18 protein-coding genes and 2 pseudogenes are annotated in these 18,185 nt (G+C 59.8%); 10 read left to right on the plus strand and 10 right to left on the minus strand.

The annotated features are described in order from the left end of the window. Positions 1 to 20: 20 nt before the first annotated feature. Together AB4O25_RS26245 and AB4O25_RS26250 are read right to left on the minus strand one after the other, a co-directional pair. Complete coding sequence (locus tag AB4O25_RS26245) at positions 21 to 743, minus strand: glycerophosphodiester phosphodiesterase (protein ID WP_017526643.1); 723 nt, start codon at positions 741 to 743, stop codon at positions 21 to 23. Positions 744 to 787: 44 nt separating this feature from the next. Next, positions 788 to 1,371: pseudogene (locus AB4O25_RS26250) on the minus strand (PilZ domain-containing protein). A 94-nt stretch (positions 1,372 to 1,465) separates the two neighbouring features. Here AB4O25_RS26250 and AB4O25_RS26255 point away from each other — a divergent pair. The 3 genes from AB4O25_RS26255 to AB4O25_RS26265 are packed head-to-tail and all read left to right on the plus strand — an operon-like array spanning position 1,466 to position 4,710. Further along, complete coding sequence (locus tag AB4O25_RS26255) at positions 1,466 to 2,716, plus strand: lipoprotein-releasing ABC transporter permease subunit (protein WP_017526641.1); 1,251 nt, start codon at positions 1,466 to 1,468, stop codon at positions 2,714 to 2,716. A 7-nt stretch (positions 2,717 to 2,723) separates the two neighbouring features. Beyond that, positions 2,724 to 3,407, plus strand: coding sequence for a lipoprotein-releasing ABC transporter ATP-binding protein LolD (gene lolD, locus AB4O25_RS26260; RefSeq protein ID WP_017477213.1), 684 nt, complete (start codon positions 2,724 to 2,726; stop codon positions 3,405 to 3,407). Between the two features lie 58 nt (positions 3,408 to 3,465). Continuing rightward, a complete protein-coding gene (locus AB4O25_RS26265) occupies positions 3,466 to 4,710 on the plus strand; it encodes a lipoprotein-releasing ABC transporter permease subunit (protein WP_017526640.1) in 1,245 nt (414 codons plus the stop codon). Positions 4,711 to 4,763: 53 nt separating this feature from the next. Here AB4O25_RS26265 and AB4O25_RS26270 read toward each other — a convergent pair whose 3' ends face one another. Next, a complete protein-coding gene (locus tag AB4O25_RS26270) occupies positions 4,764 to 6,119 on the minus strand; it encodes a heavy metal sensor histidine kinase (RefSeq protein ID WP_116079545.1) in 1,356 nt (451 codons plus the stop codon). Continuing rightward, on the minus strand, positions 6,116 to 6,796 hold the full coding sequence (locus tag AB4O25_RS26275; RefSeq protein WP_017526638.1) for a heavy metal response regulator transcription factor: 681 nt from the start codon (positions 6,794 to 6,796) through the stop codon (positions 6,116 to 6,118). The genes AB4O25_RS26270 and AB4O25_RS26275 overlap by 4 nt, the downstream gene beginning before the upstream one ends. 156 nt (positions 6,797 to 6,952) lie before the next feature. Here AB4O25_RS26275 and copI point away from each other — a divergent pair, with 156 nt between their 5' ends. Continuing rightward, positions 6,953 to 7,474 carry a copper-resistant cuproprotein CopI gene (gene copI / locus AB4O25_RS26280; RefSeq protein ID WP_065877047.1) on the plus strand — a complete coding sequence of 174 codons (522 nt, stop codon included), beginning with the start codon at positions 6,953 to 6,955 and terminating at the stop codon, positions 7,472 to 7,474. A gap of 66 nt (positions 7,475 to 7,540) precedes the next feature. Then, positions 7,541 to 8,371, plus strand: coding sequence for an NADPH-dependent 7-cyano-7-deazaguanine reductase QueF (queF, locus tag AB4O25_RS26285; RefSeq protein WP_017526636.1), 831 nt, complete (start codon positions 7,541 to 7,543; stop codon positions 8,369 to 8,371). Positions 8,372 to 8,509: 138 nt separating this feature from the next. Here queF and AB4O25_RS26290 read toward each other — a convergent pair whose 3' ends face one another. Then, the gene (locus tag AB4O25_RS26290) at positions 8,510 to 8,776 is read right to left on the minus strand and encodes a DUF4404 family protein (protein ID WP_017526635.1); all 267 of its coding nucleotides are present in this window, start codon (positions 8,774 to 8,776) and stop codon (positions 8,510 to 8,512) included. A gap of 111 nt (positions 8,777 to 8,887) precedes the next feature. Then, positions 8,888 to 9,496: a phosphatase gene (locus tag AB4O25_RS26295; protein ID WP_017526634.1), complete on the minus strand. Its 609-nt coding sequence runs from the start codon at positions 9,494 to 9,496 to the stop codon at positions 8,888 to 8,890. A 195-nt stretch (positions 9,497 to 9,691) separates the two neighbouring features. Between AB4O25_RS26295 and AB4O25_RS26300 the strand changes: the two genes are divergently transcribed. After that, positions 9,692 to 10,378: an MlaA family lipoprotein gene (locus tag AB4O25_RS26300; RefSeq protein ID WP_017526633.1), complete on the plus strand. Its 687-nt coding sequence runs from the start codon at positions 9,692 to 9,694 to the stop codon at positions 10,376 to 10,378. Positions 10,379 to 10,440: 62 nt separating this feature from the next. On the opposite strand, the gene AB4O25_RS26305 is transcribed toward AB4O25_RS26300, so the two are convergent. Beyond that, positions 10,441 to 10,737 (minus strand): PilZ domain-containing protein, encoded by a 297-nt coding sequence (locus AB4O25_RS26305; RefSeq protein ID WP_460150157.1) that lies wholly within the window; start codon positions 10,735 to 10,737, stop codon positions 10,441 to 10,443. Between the two features lie 277 nt (positions 10,738 to 11,014). Here AB4O25_RS26305 and rssB point away from each other — a divergent pair, with 277 nt between their 5' ends. Further along, positions 11,015 to 12,196: a two-component system response regulator RssB gene (gene rssB / locus AB4O25_RS26310; RefSeq protein WP_017526631.1), complete on the plus strand. Its 1,182-nt coding sequence runs from the start codon at positions 11,015 to 11,017 to the stop codon at positions 12,194 to 12,196. After that, positions 12,196 to 12,678 carry an anti-sigma factor antagonist RssC gene (gene rssC, locus AB4O25_RS26315; protein WP_003172602.1) on the plus strand — a complete coding sequence of 161 codons (483 nt, stop codon included), beginning with the start codon at positions 12,196 to 12,198 and terminating at the stop codon, positions 12,676 to 12,678. The genes rssB and rssC overlap by 1 nt, the downstream gene beginning before the upstream one ends. 116 nt (positions 12,679 to 12,794) lie before the next feature. On the opposite strand, the gene tal is transcribed toward rssC, so the two are convergent. After that, positions 12,795 to 13,721, minus strand: a complete 927-nt coding sequence (tal, locus tag AB4O25_RS26320; protein ID WP_017526630.1) for a transaldolase — start codon at positions 13,719 to 13,721, stop codon at positions 12,795 to 12,797. A 301-nt stretch (positions 13,722 to 14,022) separates the two neighbouring features. Next, positions 14,023 to 15,009: a tRNA dihydrouridine(20/20a) synthase DusA gene (gene dusA, locus AB4O25_RS26325; RefSeq protein WP_026067161.1), complete on the minus strand. Its 987-nt coding sequence runs from the start codon at positions 15,007 to 15,009 to the stop codon at positions 14,023 to 14,025. Positions 15,010 to 15,817: 808 nt separating this feature from the next. Between dusA and AB4O25_RS26330 the strand changes: the two are divergent. Together AB4O25_RS26330 and AB4O25_RS26335 are read left to right on the plus strand one after the other, a co-directional pair. Next, positions 15,818 to 16,171: pseudogene (locus tag AB4O25_RS26330) on the plus strand (DUF6124 family protein); the annotation flags it as partial. Positions 16,172 to 16,307: 136 nt separating this feature from the next. Continuing rightward, entirely contained in the window at positions 16,308 to 16,529 is a 222-nt protein-coding gene (locus tag AB4O25_RS26335; RefSeq protein WP_026067160.1) for a hypothetical protein, read from the plus strand. 99 nt (positions 16,530 to 16,628) lie between these two features. Here the strand turns inward: AB4O25_RS26335 and AB4O25_RS26340 are convergent, their stop codons facing one another. After that, positions 16,629 to 17,816 (minus strand): MFS transporter, encoded by a 1,188-nt coding sequence (locus AB4O25_RS26340; RefSeq protein ID WP_065877027.1) that lies wholly within the window; start codon positions 17,814 to 17,816, stop codon positions 16,629 to 16,631. Positions 17,817 to 18,185: the final 369 nt, after the last annotated feature.

Genomic DNA, 18,185 nt, shown 5'->3' on the forward strand with positions numbered 1-18,185 from the left:
GCCGGCCGGGGAGACCGATTTCAGTAATTCCCGAGGGTGGCAGTGGCCAAACCGGGAAAGTCTGTAATCAGGCTATCTACGCCGAAGTCCGCGAGCCTGCGCATCAGTGCAGGTTCGTTGACCGTCCACACGGACACGTGCAAACCCTGGCGCTGGGCTTTTTCCAGGCGCTCAGGGGTGCACAGCGTCCAGTTCAACGCCAGGTACTCACACCCATAGTTCTGCGCGACCTTTAACGGGTCGAGCCAGGCGTATTCGGCCACCAGGCCGCGCGACAGGTCCGGTGTGAGTTCAACCGCCGCCTTGAGTACTTCCCGCGAGCTCGAGGTCACGGTGACCTTATCCATCAGGCCGAAACGTACCGCCATTTCACGGATCGCCAGCACGGTGGTCGCGGCGCGGGTGCGCGAAGCGCTTTTGACTTCCAGTTGCCAGTGATCGAAATCGCACTGTTCGAACAGTTCTTCCAAGCGTGGAATCGGGCACGGCGTGACCCAACCCGGGCCGCCTTTACGGGCGTCCATCTTTACCAGGTCGGCCGCCGAGTATTCGACGACCTTGCCACGCCGGTCGGTCGTGCGCTTGAGGGTCGGGTCGTGGATGACCATCAACTCGCCGTCCATGGACAGGTGCAAATCCAGTTCGCAACGGCGTACACCGTGCTTGAGGCATTCCTGAAAGCTGCTCAGGGTGTTTTCCGGTGCTTCGCCTTTGGCACCGCGATGGCCGTAAATCAGGGTCACAGTTGCTCCTTAATGCCAGGTCTTCTGGCCAGGTCAATACGAAATCAGGTGTCTTGGGCGTCGCTCTTTTCCCGCGCCAGTCGGCGTTGCTGGGCTTGTTTCTGCAGAATGTAGCGCGCCAGCAGTTGGCGTTGGGCATCGGTCATGGCTTCGAATTCAGTGCCGACATCAAACCCGTCGCCCTTGGGGTCGCAGTGGGCCACCTTGCGCGCAGCAGCAGGCCGAGTGCCTGGGGCATCAGCACCAGCTTGACGGCCAGGTGGGTGTCGGTGGCGAGTGGGGCAGGGTGTTGAAAGTCGATACCGCCTTCGGAAATGATCACCGGCTGCGGGGCCCCGACCTCGTCCAGCAGGCCGCGGGCCATGATCTGGCTGAGCAAATCCAGGCGTTTGTTCTGTACGCGCAGGAAGGCCGCGAGGGTGCGATCCTTCTCGCTGAGCTGGCGCAACAGGTGTTGGGCTTCGAATTCACTGAGGTGCAGCTCGCTGAGCAGGTTGAACAGCGGCGAATCATCCAGCAACACTTCCTTGCTCGCCGCTTCGGGGGCAGACAGGCTTTTGATTTGGAGTGCGATCATGTCATCGATACGGTAGTATTCGCGGCGCTCTTCTTCATCTAATGTCGACATGGCGAACCCCAGGTAACGGTAATGGTCTGAGTGTAAAGCTGCTTATCAGACCCCGCCACCGGGACGTCTTCTTTTCCTCCGAACAAGCCCCGACATGTTCAGACCTCTCTTCGTATTTATTGGCACGCGTTATACCCGTGCAAAGCGTCGCAATCATTTTGTGTCGTTCATTTCCTTGACCTCGATGATCGGTCTCGCCCTGGGCGTGGTCGTGATGATCGTGGTGCTGTCGGTGATGAATGGCTTCGATCATGAGATGCGCACCCGCGTGCTGGGCATGGTGCCCCACGCAACCATCGAGGGCGATGCGCCCATCAGCGACTGGCAAAGCCTGGCCGCCAAGGTCAAGCAGAACCCCAAGGTGGTGGCCGTCGCGCCGTTCACCCAGATGCAGGGGCTGCTGACCAACGACGGCAAGGTGCAGAAGATCCTGCTCAATGCCATCGACCCGGCCCAGGAGCGCAACGTCTCGATCATCGACAAGTTCATGCTGCAGGGCAAACTCGATGACCTGGCGCCCGGCAGTTTCGGCATCGTGATTGGCGACAAGGCCGCGGCCAAGCTCGGCGTGGGCCTGGGCGACAAGTTGACGTTCGTCGCGCCGGAAGTCACCGTGACCCCGGCCGGCATGTTCCCGCGCATGAAGCGCTTTACCGTGGTCGGTACCTTCCACGTTGGCGCCGGCGAAATCGATGGCTACCTGGGCCTGACCAACCTCACCGACCTGGCGCGCCTGCATCGCTGGCAGCCGGACCAGGTGCAGGGCCTGCGCTTGAAGTTCTCCGACCTGTTCGACGCCCCGCGCGGTGCCTGGGAAATCGCCCAGCACCTGGGTGAAAGCCAATATTACGCTCGCGACTGGACCCGTACCCACGGCAACCTGTACCAGGCCATCCGAATGGAAAAAGCCATGATCGGCCTGCTGTTGCTGCTGATCGTCGCGGTTGCTGCCTTCAACATCATTTCCACGCTGGTGATGGTGGTGAACGACAAGAAGGGTGACATCGCCATCCTGCGCACCTTGGGCGCAACGCCGGGGCAGATCATGGCGATCTTCATGGTGCAAGGCACCGTGATTGGCGTGGTCGGAACGCTGATCGGCACGGCGGTCGGTATTCTGGCGGCGCTGAACGTCAGCGCCGCCATCGCCTTGCTGGAAAAAGTGATCGGCCACAAGTTTCTCAACGCCGATGTCTACTTCATCGACTATTTGCCGTCCCAGGTTCAGGCCCAGGACGTGTTGATGGTGGGCGGCGCCGCGTTGGTCTTGAGTTTCCTTGCCACCCTGTATCCAGCCTGGCGCGCGGCACGTACCCAGCCAGCACAGGCCTTACGTTATGAGTGAATCGGGCATGAGTGAAAAAGCAATCCTGAGCTGCCGCAACCTGGGCAAATCCTATGAGGAAGGTCCGGAGTCGGTGGTGGTGCTGTCCAATCTGCAGTTGGAGCTGCATCCGGGCGAGCGCGTGGCGATCGTCGGCAGTTCCGGTTCCGGCAAAAGTACCTTGCTGAACCTGCTGGGTGGCCTCGATACGCCGTCCCAGGGCAGCGTCTGGCTGGCCGGTGAAGAGCTGTCGGCCCTGGGCGAAAAGGCGCGTGGCCAATTGCGTAACCGCTCGTTGGGCTTTGTGTACCAGTTTCACCACCTGTTGCCGGAGTTCACCGCCCTGGAAAACGTGTGCATGCCGTTGTTGATCGGCAAGACCGCAATCCCCGAAGCGCGCCAGCGTGCCAAGGCCCTGCTGGAACGCGTCGGCCTGGGCCATCGCTTGGAGCATAAGCCGGCCGAGTTGTCCGGCGGTGAGCGTCAGCGTGTGGCGATTGCCCGTGCCCTGGTGAACAACCCAGGCTTGGTGATGCTCGACGAGCCGACCGGCAACCTCGACTCCCACACCGCTCAGGGCATCAAGGATTTGATGCTGGAACTGAGCACCCAGATGCGCACCGCGTTCCTGGTGGTGACCCATGACATGAGCATGGCCCGTCAGATGGACCGTGTGCTGCACCTGCAGGAAGGTCATCTGGTCGCCATCTGACCTGTTTCAAGCCCGGCGTTCGACGCCGGGTTTTCTATTTTTTCAACGGTGCCCGCGAATGTTCAGACCGTTATCGATTTTTATCGGCACGCGCTATACCCGCGCCAAGCGCCGCAACCGTTTTGTTTCGTTTATTTCGATGACCTCGATGATCGGCCTCGCCCTGGGCGTGCTGGCGATGATCGTGGTGCTGTCGGTGATGAACGGTTTCCAGCGCGAAATGAGCTCGCGCATCCTCGGCATGGTGCCGCATGCCACCATCGTCGGCGTGAACCCGATCGATGATTGGCAGCCGGTGGCCGCCGCCGCGATGAAGAACCCGCAAGTGACCGCCGCTGTTCCGTTCACACAAATGGACGGCATGTTCTCCTACAAAGGCGCGATGCAGCCCATCGAGATCAGCGGTATCGACCCGGCCCAGGAAGGCAAGGTGTCTATCGTGGCGCAGCACATCGTGCGGGGCAAACTGGATGACCTGAAGCCCGGCGAGTTCGGCGTGGTGGTGGGCGAAATCACGGCGCGGCGTTTTCGCCTGAACGTGGGTGACAAGCTCACGTTGATCGTGCCCGAAATCAGCAGCGCACCGGGGGGGATCACCCCGCGTATGCAGCGGTTGAACGTGGTCGGGATCTTCAAGGTCGGCGCCGAGCTGGATGGTTCCATGGCGTTGATTCATATGGCCGACGCGGCGCAAATCCAACATTGGCAGCCCAACCAGGTGCAGAGCGTGCGCCTGGCGGTGAAAGACCTGTATGCGGCGCCAAGCGTCTCGGCGGCTATCGCTACCGGCCTGGGCGCGGCTTACAAGGCCGATGACTGGACCCACACTCAGGGCAGCCTGTTCAGCGCGATGAAAATGGAAAAGACCATGATCGGCCTGTTGCTGCTGATGATCGTCGCCGTGGCCGCGTTCAACATCATCGCCACCTTGATCATGGTGGTGAACGACAAGGGCGCGGACATCGCGATTTTGCGCACCATCGGCGCCACGCCACGGCAGATCATGGCGATCTTCATGGTGCAGGGCACCGTGATCGGTATCGTCGGCACCCTGATAGGTGGGGTGCTGGGGGTGATTGCGGCGCTCAACGTCAGTGAGCTGGTGGGTTGGGTCGAGCGGGTGAGTGGGCAGCATATCTTCAGTTCGGACGTGTATTTCGTCAGCAACCTGCCTTCGGAGCTGCAAGGCGCGGATGTGCTGCTGATCTGCACGGCCGGGTTTGTGTTGAGCTTCCTGGCGACGCTGTACCCGGCGTATCGGGCGGCGAAGATTGAGCCGGCGCATGCGCTGAGGTATTCGTAAGCCTTTAGATTGCAATCGGGGGCTTGCCCCCGATTGGGCCGGTACAGCTTGCCTCAATCTCCAGCCGGCAACTCAATCACAAACCGCGTCAACCCCGCCTCAGACTCACAAAAAATCCGCCCTCCGTGCGCCCGCACAATCGACTGGGTAATCGCCAGGCCCAGCCCCGCATGCTCGCTGCTACCTTCATAGCGCGCCGGATCGGCCCGGTAGAACCGATTGAACAGTTTGGGTAACAGCTGCGCCGGAATCCCGTCGCCGGTGTTCGCCACCGTCAGCGTTACGCCCTTTGCGTGTTCGCTCAGGCTCACGCGAACTTCGCCGCCCGCCGGGGTAAACCTGAGCGCGTTATCCAGTAGGTTCGACAGCGCCCGGCGCAGCATGCCGCGATCCCCAGCCGTATGGGCGCTACCTTCGCGTACCAGCGAAACCTGTGCGTCTTCCGCCAGCAATGCAAAAAATTCCAGCAGCGCCTCTGCCTCATCCGCCAGTGCCAAGGGTTCACGCTTGGGCATCAACAAGCCGTGGTCGGCCTTGGCCAGGTACAGCATGTCGTTGACCAGTTGGGCCATCCATTGCAGCTCTTCGAGGTTGCTGTGCAGCGCTTCACGGTAATCCTCCAGCGGGCGCGGCTGGGTAAGGATGACCTGGGTCTGGGTCAGCAGGTTCGACAACGGGGTGCGCAGTTCATGCGCGATATCGGCGGAGAACGCCGAAAGGCGCTGGAACGCATCGTCCAGGCGGCCAAGCATGGCGTTGAAGGCCTGGGCCAGTTCCGCCAGCTCCATCGGCATGTGCTGTTGAGGCAGGCGCTGGGTCAGGGAATGGGCGGACACACCGGCGGCCACTTCACCCATGCGCCGCAACGGGCGCAACCCGCTGCGTGCGGCCCAGGCACCCAACAGCGCGGTGGCCAGGGCGGACAGCCCGACGGTGAGCCAGATCAAATGCTGCATGCGCTGCAGGAAATGCTGGTGGTGGGTGATGTCGAGCATCAAGCTCAGTTGCGGCGAGCCGGGCTGGCCTGGCGTCAACGGCGCGTTGTATACACGGTAATCGGTGTCGGCCGTTTGCAGGCTGTACAGGCCGGGCGCCGTCGGCAGGTTGACGCTCGGCGCATCGTCCAGCCAGCGTCGACCGTCAGTGCTGATACGCAGCCTCAGGTCGGGCTGGCGCGTGAGTTCGGCGCGCAATTGCGCTTCACGTTGAGCGAAGGTTTCCAGTGAGTCGACGCCTTGCAAGGTGCTGCGCAGCGCCATGAGTTTGCTGTCGAGCTGTTGCTGGTCCAGCTCGATAAAATGCGCCTCGCTGGCATGGTTGAACAGCACGCCGGCGACCAGCGAGACCATGGCTGTGCAAGCGGCAAACAGCAGCGCCAGGCGGCTGGCGAGGGACAGGCGCTTGATCACGGCAAGCGCTCCTCAAGCACGTACCCCATGCCGCGCACGGTGTGGATCAGCTTGTTGGGGAAGTTGTCGTCCACTTTCAGACGCAGGCGGCGGATCGCCACTTCGATGATGTTGGTATCGCTGTCGAAATTCATGTCCCACACCTGGGATGCGATCAAGGTCTTGGGCAGCACTTCGCCCTGGCGCCGCAGCAGCAGCTCCAGCAGGGAGAATTCCTTGGCGGTAAGGTCGATGCGTTGGCCGTCACGCTCAACGCGGCGGCGGATCAGGTCCAGGCGCAGGTCAGCCAGTTGCAGGGTAGTTTCCTGGGGTGTACTGCCGCCGCGGCGCAACAGGCTGCGCACGCGCGCGAGCAGTTCGGAAAAGGCAAAGGGCTTGACCAGGTAGTCATCGGCACCCAGCTCCAGACCGTGCACGCGGTCTTCCACGGCATCGCGCGCGGTGAGAAACAGCACCGGAATGTCCAGGCCGGCGCTGCGTACCGCTTGCAGGATTTGCCAGCCGTCGCGGCCGGGCAGCATCACATCGAGGATCAGCAAGTCATAGTCACCGGTCAGCGCCAGATGCTGGCCGTTGGTGCCGTCGGCCACCAGTTCGGTGGTAAAACCCGCCTCGGCCAGGCCCTGGCGCAGGTAGTGGCCGGTTTTTGGTTGGTCTTCGACGATCAGCAGTTTCATGGGCGGCTCTTGGCAACGGGTGACGAAGGGCTTTATACCGTGGGTGCCAGGCGAAGGGCGCAACCTGACAAAGTTGTAATCTAGCAGTCAGCTGGCTGGCAGCGGCGTCATCTTAGAGTGCAGCCCAAGATGCTTATAGATTTTTGGAGAAGAGCCATGACGTTGCGTACCCCCTTGCTGTTGGCTGGTTGCCTGTTGGCGTTGAGTGTCAACGCAATGGCCGATACGGCCCACGCCTACGCGTTTGGCCAGCCGGCAACGGCGGATAAAGCCACGCGGACCGTGGAAGTCACGCTGCAGGATATTTCCTTTTCGCCTAAGTCCCTGGCTGTAAAAGCCGGTGAGACGGTGCGCTTTGTACTGGTCAATAAGGGCCGATTGCTGCATGAATTCAACCTTGGTGACGCGGCGATGCATGCCGAGCACCAGAAGGAAATGATGCAGATGCAGGCCAGTGGCATGCTTACGTCCACCGGGATGGGCAAGATGGACCACGGCGCGATGGGCCATGGTGATATGGGCGGCATGAAACATGATGACCCTAACAGCGTGCTGGTCGAGCCCGGTAAAACCGCTGAGCTGACCTGGACCTTCACCCAGGCGACTGGACTTGAGTTCGCCTGCAACCTGCCCGGGCATTACCAGGCGGGTATGGTCGGCAAGGTGACCGTTGAGTGAGGCGCAGCTTAAGAGCGGGGGCAAAGGCTGGTAGACTGGCGCGGTTAATTTAGCCAGGTTTCCGCCATGCATCCCGCAGCCGAACATTCGCCGCTGGGCAAGTCCAGTGAATACATCTCCACTTACACCCCTTCGTTGCTGTTCCCGATCCCTCGTGCCGCCAAGTGGGCCGAGCTGGGCCTGAGTGCCGAGACCCTGCCTTACAAAGGTGTGGATTTCTGGAACTGCTTCGAATTGTCCTGGTTGCTGCCGTCGGGCAAGCCGGTGGTGGCGATCGGTGAGTTCAGCATTCCCGCCGACTCGCCGAATATCATCGAGTCCAAGTCGTTCAAGCTGTACCTCAATTCGTTGAACCAGACGGCGTTTACCGACACTAGCAGCCTGGAGGCGACCCTGCGCACTGACCTCAGTGCCGCCGCCGGCAAGCCGGTGAGCGTGCGTATCCGCAGCCTGGTCGAGGTCGAGGCCGAAGGTGTGATGGCGTTGCCGGGTGTGTGTATCGACGACCTGGACATCAACGTCAGCAGCTACGAACACCCCCGTCCGGAGTTGCTGCGCTGCGATGCCTCGCGTGTGGTGGAGGAGAGCGTGCACAGCCACCTGCTCAAATCCAACTGCCCGGTCACCAGCCAGCCTGATTGGGGCAGTGTGGTGGTGGAGTACCGTGGCCGCGCGCTGGATCACGCCAGCTTGCTGGAATACGTGGTGAGCTTTCGTCAGCACTCGGATTTTCATGAGCAGTGCGTGGAGCGCATCTTCCTCGACTTGCAGCGCCTGCTGAAGCCGGAAAAATTGACGGTGTATGCGCGGTATGTGCGCCGCGGTGGGTTGGATATCAACCCGTATCGCAGTACCGAGGATGTGGCGTTCCAGAACGTGCGTCTGGCACGGCAATAAGCCTTCACGCAACACCCAATGTGGGAGGGGGCTTGTTCCCGATGGCGGGGTGTCAGTCACGGTATTTGTGCCTGACCCACTGCTATCGGGAGCAAGCCCCCTCCCACATTTTGCATCTGCGCTTGGCTGGCGGGCGGGTTAGATGCCCATGTTGCCCAGGCTGATCATGATATTGCGCAATGTCCCGGAAATGACTGGGTGCTCAGCGTCAAACTCTATAGCCGCTTGACTCACGTCGTCGGAAATACTGGGCGACTGGGTGGCCGGTTCCAGTTCAAGTTGCACTTCAAACTTGGCAATCAAGGCTTCCAGTGCTTCACGTTTTTCTTCCGGCAGTGGCGGGTCCTGTTCCAATTGCCCGCGCAGGATCTCGACCTGTTCTTCCAGTTTTTTGCGATCAGGCATGACGTTCTTTCCTTTTATCGATAGGCACTGGCATAGACCGCGGCACGCCGTGAAAGGTCTACGGGCTGACGTGTAGATTAATCCACCGGCGCCGACTGTGCATGATCTCGATCAGGGCTTCTCGCCTTTGAGCCGGCGCAGGCTGATGTCCGCCAGGCAGGTGCCCAGCTCGCCGAGGTGATCGATCACCGAGTGCACCCCCAGCCCATACAGCGCCACGGTAGCCTTGCCGCGCTTGTGTTCGCGTTCTTTGTCGCTCAGCGCTTGCCACTGCTCGGGCGCCAGGCCGCACAGTGAACCGCAGGAGGCCAGGCCGATAGTCCACAACCCTGCGTTCAGGCCCGATTGCAACAGGCGCGGCTCGCCGCTGACCAATACGCAGCCTTCCAGGCGTTCGATGTTCAATTCCATCAAGGCTTGCCAACAAGCATGGGGCGCAGGCCAGCGGATGGAGGAGGGCGAGGCGGCCTTGAGCCAGTCGGGTAGCGCGGCGGCCAGTGGGGTCGTTATCGACGGGGGTAGCTCATCCAGCCAGGCGCAGGGTATGCCTTGTTCCTTGAGGTGGCGCAGGACTTTCAGGGCACCAGGTGTGGCTTGGGAACTCAGGGCGCAAGAGTCGGTGCGCGCCTGGGAACCGAAGTCCACCAGGCAGCCACTCAGGCCAAACAACACAGCAGTCAAGGCGGGGGCGCTGGCGATGGCTATCTCGGCGTGAGGCATGTCGACATCCCTGAAATAGCTGTGACGCTATCGGGGCAGGATGACAGGCCGATGACAGTCCGGCTAATTGTAGGAATTTTGTCCATTTTAGTTAAGACGTTTCCTAGCGACTGCCTAAATGGGCGCTTCCGTCATATACTGACAGCCTTATTCAGGGCATAGCGCCCATGACAGACCATTCAAGGAGCTAAAGCTATGCGCTGGAGCCACTATTTCGCTCAGCTGTCGGTGTGTGCCACTGTCTTGCTGGCCCCGTTCGCCGTCCAGGCTGCGGAAGATGACCCATGGGAAAGCATCAACCGCCCGATCTTCACCTTCAACGACACTGTTGACACCTATGCCCTCAAGCCCCTGGCCCAAGGTTATCAGTGGGTCACCCCGCAATTTGTCGAAGACGGTATCCACAACTTCTTCCGCAACATCGGCGATGTCGGCAACCTGGCCAACAACGTGCTGCAGCTCAAGCCTCATAACGCTGGCGTCGACACCGCCCGTTTGCTGGTCAATACCACCTTTGGCGTGCTGGGCTTCATTGATGTAGGCACCAAAATGGGGCTGCAGCGCAGCGACGAAGACTTCGGCCAGACCCTGGGTTACTGGGGGGTCGGCAGCGGTCCGTACGTGATGCTTCCGTTGCTGGGCCCGAGCACATTGCGTGATGCGCCGTCCAAATACGTGGACAGCTACACCCAGCCGTACCGCTATATGGATGATGTGTCCGTGCGCAACAGCGTCATGGGCCTGAACATTGTCGACACTCGCGCCAGCCTGCTCGACAGCGAGCGGCTGATCACTGGTGACAAGTACACCTTCATCCGTAACGCTTACCTGCAGAACCGCGAGTTCAAGGTCAAGGATGGCAAGGTTGTCGACGACTTTTAAGCTGTGACGTTTTGAAACGAAAAAAGGCGATCCTGGGTGATCGCCTTTTTTATGCGCGCACTTCAGCGCATTTTCAGGATCTTGAGGCCGAGCTGCTGCTCATCACCCACCGTTTTAGCCCACACCACTTCAGTGTCCGCCTCCAGCCCCTTGAGCGCGGGGTGCTCCGATTCGATACGCACCGTCAGTGGGTCACCCACGTTGAACTGACGAGGCGCCTGCACCTGCATGCCCGAGCTTGAAAGGTCCACACAGACGCCTGCAATCTCCTGACCTGCGTGGATCAGCGTCACATCGGCCTCCACTTTCATGCGGATGAAATCGCGTTTTTCAGCGTAGTCGCGCTCGTGTTCGCTCATGGGTTCCATCCTTACATTGTGTTGTGGTTGTGGCTGTTCTTATAACTCCCGGTGATTTGCGGTGTAAAGACGCCCGGCGACCATCGGCGTGAGCTTGAAACGCCTGTCGGATGGGAGTACCGTCTGCGCCTTAGAAGGGCACCTCTGCTTTACAGTTGTGCGTGGGCAAAACGCCTATGCTTTGTAGGACAGAGAGGCTAGAAAGCGAATCCAGTAGTGTGAGCCCGGCCATTGCCGAGCCGCCTACGCCAACCTAATTCTGGCGCCGTTTGCCCACATGCAAAAAACCAGTGCCACGCTGCTGATAATCGATGACGACGAAGTAGTGCGTGCGAGCCTCGCGGCCTATTTGGAAGACAGCGGCTTCAGCGTATTGCAGGCCAGCAATGGTCAACAGGGTCTCCAGGTATTCGAGCGCGACCAGCCCGACCTCGTGATCTGCGACCTGCGCATGCCCCAGATGGGCGGCCTCGAGCTGATCCGCCAGGTGACCGAGCTTGCCCCGCAGACGCCGGTAATTGTCGTGTCCGGTGCCGGGGTCATGAGCGATGCTGTCGAGGCTTTGCGCCTGGGTGCCGCCGACTATCTGATCAAACCCCTGGAAGACCTGGCGGTGCTGGAGCATTCGGTGCGCCGCGCCCTGGATCGTGCGCGTTTGCTATTGGAGAACCAGCGCTACCGCGAAAAGCTCGAGACCGCCAACCGCGAGCTCGAAGCCAGCCTGAACCTGCTTCAGGAAGACCAGAACGCCGGTCGCCAGGTGCAGATGAACATGCTGCCGGTGAGCCCTTGGACCATTGATGAGTTCCAGTTCGCACACCAGATCATCCCCTCGTTGTACCTCTCAGGGGACTTTGTCGACTATTTTCGCGTGGATGAGCGGCGTGTCGCGTTCTACCTGGCCGACGTGTCCGGCCACGGTGCGTCTTCTGCCTTTGTAACCGTGTTGTTGAAGTTCATGACCACACGGCTGTTGTTCGAATCCAAGCGCAATGGCACCTTGCCGGAGTTCACCCCTTCGCAAGTGCTGGGCCACATCAACCGAGGCCTGATCAGCTGCAAGCTGGGTAAGCACGTGACGATGGTCGGCGGCGTTATTGATGAAGAAACGGGTCTTTTGACCTACAGCATTGGCGGTCACCTGCCGATGCCTGTTTTATACACTCCCGACAGTGTGCGCTACCTGGAAGGGCGTGGTCTGCCCGTAGGCTTGTTCAATGAGGCTACGTACGAAGACCACATCCTGGAGCTGCCGCCGACCTTCAGCCTAACGCTGATGTCCGACGGTATCCTGGACCTTTTGCCAGAGCCTACACTCAAAGAGAAAGAAGCCGCCTTGCCCCAACGGGTCAAGTCGGCGGGCGGCAGCCTGGATGGCCTGCGGCAGGTTTTTGGATTGGCCACGCTAGGGGAGATGCCGGATGATATCGCCCTATTGGTGTTGAGCAGGAATCTTTGATGAGTACCGGAAGAATCCAATTCGCCGAGCAAGATGGGACTTTTGTCCTGAAGTTTGTCGGTGAAGTGCGCCTGACCTTGTGTTCGGCACTGGATGCGACGATTGAGCGGATCTTCACTGCGCTGAATTTCTCGGCGATCGTGATCGATCTGACCGAAACCCGTAGCATTGATAGCACCACGCTGGGCTTGCTGGCCAAGTTATCCATTCTGTCGCGGCAGAAGGTCGGCTTGCTGCCGACCGTCGTCACTACCCACGAAGACATCACCCGGCTGCTGCAGTCCATGGGTTTCGACCAAGTGTTCAACATTGTTGACCGCCCGATCCCCTGCCCGGAATGCCTGACCGACCTGCCGTCCCAGGACCAGTCCGAAGAAGTGGTGCGGGTCAAAGTGCTGGAAGCGCACAAGATCCTGATGGGTCTCAACGAGTCCAATCGCGAAGCCTTCCACGACCTCGTCAACGCCCTCGAGCGTCACTGACGTCCTTCCTGTCGAAACACGTCCCACAGTTGGAGTCTGCTCGGCTTGAGACTGGCGAAGACACAAAAAAGGGCGGCACCCTCACAGGTGCCGCCCTTTTTTGCTGCTATCTGCCCTTACAGCTTGGCAGACAACAACGCCTCCAGCTTCTCCTGATCCCGAGCAAACTGACGAATACCCTCCGCCAGTTTCTCAGTCGCCATCGCATCCTCGTTGGACTCCCAACGGAACTGCGCTTCAGTCATATGCACTCGCGCTTCACCCGCATGCCCTGGCGACAATTTGCGTTCCAGCTTGCCTTCATCCGCCGCCAGTTTTTCCAGCAGGTCCGGGCTGATGGTCAGGCGGTCACACCCGGCCAACTCTTCGATCTGGCTCAGGTTGCGGAAGCTCGCACCCATCACCACGGTCTTGTAGCCATTGGCCTTGTAGTAGTTGTAGATACGCGTCACCGACTGCACGCCCGGATCATCGGAACCGGTGTAGTCGTTGCCATTGGCCTTCTTGTACCAGTCATAGATACGGCCCACGAACGGCGAAATCAGGAACACGCCGGCCTCTGCGCACGCAACCGCCTGGGCGAAGGAGAACAGCAGTGTCAGGTTGGTCTGGATGCCTTCTTTTTCCAGCTTCTCCGCCGCACGAATACCTTCCCAGGTGGAGGCGATCTTGATCAGCACGCGGTCACGGCCAACCCCGGCTTTTTCGTACAGGTCGATCAGACGGTGCGCACGCTTGAGAATAGCGCCCTCGTCGAACGACAAGCGCGCATCCACCTCGGTGGATATACGGCCCGGCACTACTTTGAGGATCTCTTGACCCACCGCCACCGCGAAACGGTCGCTGGCCAGGCCCACATCGCCATTGCAATCCTGCACGCACTCATCCAGCAGCTTGGCATAGCCCGGAATCGACGCAGCCTTGAGCAACAGCGAAGGGTTGGTGGTCGCATCCTGCGGCTTGAGCTTGGCGAGGGTAGAAAAATCGCCGGTATCGGCTACGACAGTCGTGAATTGCTTGAGTTGTTCCAGCTTGGAAGTCATGGGCGTGCTCTGTCCTATGGGTCTGGTGACATTACCCGAGCGCTGGCAGGCGCTCAAGGCGCAAATGCGTTCGATCGTTTGCGCGGGCAACAACCTGAAAACAGCCGTTTGAAAGCCCGGCCGTACTGCTCAATAGGAGGGCAAAATGCAGGGCAGGTTCAACCCAAATGCCCGATGACACGTGGATAAAACTGTGCAAACCGGCTTGCCTGCCCCCGCACAAAATGTGCGAGGGGGCGTGCTCCCGATAGCAGTGTGTCAGCCAATCCACAACTAACTGACCCCCCTGCAAGCAATCGGGTTAACGCCCTTCCAGCAAAGCCCCAGCCTGATCCAGCAATGCCAACGGATCCGCCGCCTTATGAATATCCACCGACAACAACTGCCTGAACCTGCGCGCCCCTGGGAAACCGGTGCCCAGCCCCAGGACATGCCGAGTGATGTGATGCATCACACCACCACTCGCCAGATGCTCAGCAATATAAGGCCGCAACTGCGCCAGTACCTGCGCCCGACCCACCACCGGCGCCTCACTCCCGAACAACCGCTGATCCACCTCCGCCAGCAGATACGGGTTGTGATAAGCCTCGCGCCCCAGCATCACGCCATCAAACGTCTGCAAATGCTCCTGGCACTGTTCCAGCGTCTTGATCCCGCCGTTAAGCACAATCTCTAACTCAGGAAAATCCCGCTTCAACTGCGCCGCCACGTCATAGCGCAACGGCGGAATGTCGCGATTCTCCTTGGGCGACAGCCCCTCCAGAATCGCAATCCGCGCATGCACGGTGAAACTCGTGCAACCGGCGTCCTTCACCTGCCCGACGAAATCACACAGCTCGGCATAACTGTCCCGGCCATTGATGCCGATGCGATGCTTCACCGTCACCGGAATCGACACCGCATCGCGCATCGCCTTCACGCAATCGGCCACTAACGCAGGATGCGCCATCAGGATCGCGCCGATCATATTGTTCTGCACCCGATCGCTGGGGCAGCCGACGTTCAGGTTCACTTCGTCATAGCCGGCGGCTTCAGCCATGCGCGCACACGCGGCCAGGTCGGCGGGCACACTGCCGCCCAACTGGAGCGCCAGAGGATGCTCGGCTTCGTTGTGGCGCAGGAAGCGGTCATGGTCGCCATGGAGAATCGCGCCGGTGGTGACCATCTCGGTGTAGAGCAAGGCGTGTTTGGAGAGCAGGCGCAGGAAGAACCGGCAGTGGCGGTCGGTCCAATCCATCATGGGAGCGACGGAGAAGCGGCGGGAGAGTGGGGCGGTTTGTAGGGGCATTGGGTGTCTGAGTCAGCGAGGCGAATAGTGCGCAGTTTATCAGGGATGGATGTTGGGTGTTGGGAGGTGTGGTCTGTGCCCTTCACCTCGTCGTAAGGGCGGTTTCGCCGAGGGTCTGACCTTCAGTACTTTTTATATGTAAATGACTAAAATTTAAAGAAAACTAGTTTTCAAGTGGATGATCCTGAAAAGCTTGAAATTTTGTCAATGTTCGTGGCGGGTCTGCAAAGCGGAAAAATCTATCGAGCTTAGATAGTATTAGAAAGTTTGGGCTCTCTCTGGAGAAGGACTTTTATGCTGGGAAGTCAAGAAAAGATGCAGTTCCTAAGATAGTGGAGTTGGTCGCGAAGATGCCTGTTGATGATGTGAGGAAGTTTGTGCGGCGAGTTATTGATACTAAAGAAGACGCTGGCATGCTCGATAAAGGCTACCAAAATTTGGCGGAGTTTTTATTGCGTAACTGAATTTGTTAAGTCGTGTATCGGATGTCGAGTTTGGATGGTTAAGATCTTGGGAAGTTTCTCACAGTTCTCTCGGCTTGCCCCCTCAGACCTCCCATCGCTAACCTCCTTAAGCCGCTGCCAACCCAGCGGCCGGATGTGGAAGTCCGACCAAGCTGAAGGCGCTCAATCGCCCATAAACACCTACCGGCGTTTTTTTACGTCTGTATGATTGCTTATGGCGGCTGTGCGCGGGGCACTTCGGTGCGCCGGGTCCTTTAGCCCTGGTCTTCCACACCTGCGTACAGCTGCCACCTCTCATGTGGAAGTGAGATAGGCAGTTCCTTAAACGCTAAAGGAGCTTCGCCATGTACGAAGCCACACCTAACCCGCCTTATGCTTCAAGCGCCACATCCTCTGATCTCAATCTTCAAACCGCAGCCCAGCGAGCAATCGAGCATCACTTGCCGCCATCTGACGACGGTACCGTTAGCGAACGCCCAAGCGGCACCCTCTTTCTGGTCAATCCAACCATCGACCCCGAAACCCTCCTAGCCAACGCCGCCGAAAACCTCGCATCCGCCAACCAAATGGCCGCAACCCTGGCTTTTGACCTCGAAGACCCGCACCGCGCCATCATCCTGGGCATCCACCAACTCATCGACCTAAGCGCTCTACTCATCGCCCGCGCCCAAGAGCAAGTCGCGCCTGCTGCCAACCCCGCCGCCTTACCCCAAGGCGGCAACCTGAACCCCTGCTGTCACCGCGCAAAGTTTCATAATTCCCTGCGTATTTGCGGACTACGCTACTGTTCAAGAGAGGCCCCCCCGTACCTCCAGCCCATAGGGAACTGAAAACATGATCTCGAACCTGGTTAAAGTCGTGCTGATTGCTGGCACGTTGCTGTTGGGTGCTTGTTCGACGGGAACGTCGGGCGGGAGTGGTGACCCTTGTTTTACTGGCGGATGCCAGGCGTTTGGGGACCATAGCCCGAGCAAGGCGGCCAAGATGAATTTTGGCGGGAGTGGGCTGGGGAGCAGTTATGGGGAGTATGGGTCGGGGTTGTTGCATGATGATTGATGAATGGTGGGTCAGTCATTGGGGTAGTGACTGACCTATTGCTATCGGGGGCAAGCCCCCTACCACATTGGATCTATAATCGGCGCAAAACTAGCGTCGTTAGTGGCCGCCTTTCATGCGCCGGGCAATCAGGTAGAGGCCCAGGCCGATCAGCGCCGTCACTGCGCCGATGTACCCAGTGCTGGTCCAGCCCAACCCCGCCGTAATCGCCATCCCGCCAAACCACGGCCCCAGTGCATTCGCCAGGTTGAACGCCGCGTGGTTGGACGCGGCCGCCAGGCTCGGTGCCTCGTGCGCAATGTCCATCAGGCGGATCTGCAACGGCGCAGCCAAGGCCACCATGGTGCCGACCAGGCCCATGCTCAATAGCACGCCCCACAGTGACGACGCCGCAAAGGGGAAGAACAGCAACACCGCAATCGACCACACCAATATCAAACCCACCGCGCGAAATTGCAGGCGGTCAAACAGCTTGCCGCCAGCGATGTTGCCGATGATCCCACCCACGCCAAACGCGGCGAGGCCGAAGGGGATCCACTGCGGCGAGACTTTGGTCACTTCCAGCATGGTCGGCGCCAGGTAGCTGAATACGCAGAACATCCCGGCAAAACCAATCGCACCAATGGACAACGCCATCCACACCTGCGGTTTGGTGAAGGCGCGCATTTCCTTGCGTGGGTCACTGCGTTCTTCGTCGTGGCGGTGCGGCACGAACTGCCAGACGAGGGCGATGGTGCACAGGGCAATCACGCTCACCAGCCCGAACGCCGAGCGCCAGCCCAGGTGTTGGCCGAGGAAGGTGGCGATGGGGTTGCCCAGCAGCATGGCCAGGGTCAGGCCCATCATTACCCGGGCCACGGCGCCGGCGCGTTTGTCGGTGGGCACCATGCTGGAGGCGACGACGGCGGCGATGCCGAAGTAGGCACCGTGGGGCAGGCCGCTGATAAAGCGGAAGGCCACCAATGAGCTGAAGCTCGGAGTAAACGCCGTGGCGAAGTTGCCCAGGGCATACAGGCCCATCAACAACAGCAGCATATGTTTGCGCAGTAGCTTGGCGCCGAGGATGGCCAGCAACGGGGCACCGACCATGACGCCCAGCGCGTAGGCGCTGATGGCGTGGCCCACCTGGGGTTCGCTCAAGCCCAGGTTCTGGGCGATGTCGGGCATCAAACCCATGATGGCGAATTCGCCGGTACCGATTGCGAAAGCGCCCACGGCCATGGCCGCTTCCATTTTGGCGGCACTGCGCGCAGGCAGCACGTGCCCGAGTGTTTGGTGGGTAGACATGGATTGCTCTGTTGGATAGGGGCACGAAAGTCAGTCGCCGATGCTACGCACGCGACGGTGAAGGTGTCTAGAACCGCCGCACGCGCGAGAGTTCCGGGCCTGTGACGCCACGTCGCGCTCGATGCACTTGACACTGGCGCGGCGAAACCCGCGATTCAGAGCTGTCAATTGGCCAAACGGCGCATAAACGCTGTTTGCCGTGATATTCTGCGCGCCGTCTTGGGCTAGTCTTTCCTGGTGCGTACACCCGTATACGTCCCGGCGATTGGCTGTCGTCCAGGTAGCTGAAGCCAATAATGATAAGAAGTCAGCGCAGAAGGGACATAAAAGTGAGGTCGATACGTCGGCCTTGTGTGCCCACCCTACGGC

It is taken from the genome of Pseudomonas sp. S3_A03, assembly GCF_054668275.1.

Bases quoted from the DNA above. Each gene is read 5' to 3' on its own strand.
- AB4O25_RS26275 (WP_017526638.1), bottom strand. From the start codon at position 6,796: ATGAAACTGCTGATCGTCGAAGACCAACCAAAAACCGGCCACTACCTG.
- AB4O25_RS26335 (WP_026067160.1), top strand. From the start codon at position 16,308: ATGATCTCGAACCTGGTTAAAGTCGTGCTGATTGCTGGCACGTTGCTG.
- rssB (WP_017526631.1), top strand. From the start codon at position 11,015: ATGCAAAAAACCAGTGCCACGCTGCTGATAATCGATGACGACGAAGTA.
- AB4O25_RS26255 (WP_017526641.1), top strand. From the start codon at position 1,466: ATGTTCAGACCTCTCTTCGTATTTATTGGCACGCGTTATACCCGTGCA.
- rssC (WP_003172602.1), top strand. From the start codon at position 12,196: ATGAGTACCGGAAGAATCCAATTCGCCGAGCAAGATGGGACTTTTGTC.
- AB4O25_RS26290 (WP_017526635.1), bottom strand. From the start codon at position 8,776: ATGCCTGATCGCAAAAAACTGGAAGAACAGGTCGAGATCCTGCGCGGG.
- AB4O25_RS26305 (WP_460150157.1), bottom strand. From the start codon at position 10,737: ATGAGCGAACACGAGCGCGACTACGCTGAAAAACGCGATTTCATCCGC.
- AB4O25_RS26340 (WP_065877027.1), bottom strand. From the start codon at position 17,816: ATGTCTACCCACCAAACACTCGGGCACGTGCTGCCTGCGCGCAGTGCC.
- tal (WP_017526630.1), bottom strand. From the start codon at position 13,721: ATGACTTCCAAGCTGGAACAACTCAAGCAATTCACGACTGTCGTAGCC.
- AB4O25_RS26265 (WP_017526640.1), top strand. From the start codon at position 3,466: ATGTTCAGACCGTTATCGATTTTTATCGGCACGCGCTATACCCGCGCC.
- dusA (WP_026067161.1), bottom strand. From the start codon at position 15,009: ATGCCCCTACAAACCGCCCCACTCTCCCGCCGCTTCTCCGTCGCTCCC.
- AB4O25_RS26300 (WP_017526633.1), top strand. From the start codon at position 9,692: ATGCGCTGGAGCCACTATTTCGCTCAGCTGTCGGTGTGTGCCACTGTC.
- queF (WP_017526636.1), top strand. From the start codon at position 7,541: ATGCATCCCGCAGCCGAACATTCGCCGCTGGGCAAGTCCAGTGAATAC.
- copI (WP_065877047.1), top strand. From the start codon at position 6,953: ATGACGTTGCGTACCCCCTTGCTGTTGGCTGGTTGCCTGTTGGCGTTG.
- AB4O25_RS26295 (WP_017526634.1), bottom strand. From the start codon at position 9,496: ATGCCTCACGCCGAGATAGCCATCGCCAGCGCCCCCGCCTTGACTGCT.
- lolD (WP_017477213.1), top strand. From the start codon at position 2,724: ATGAGTGAAAAAGCAATCCTGAGCTGCCGCAACCTGGGCAAATCCTAT.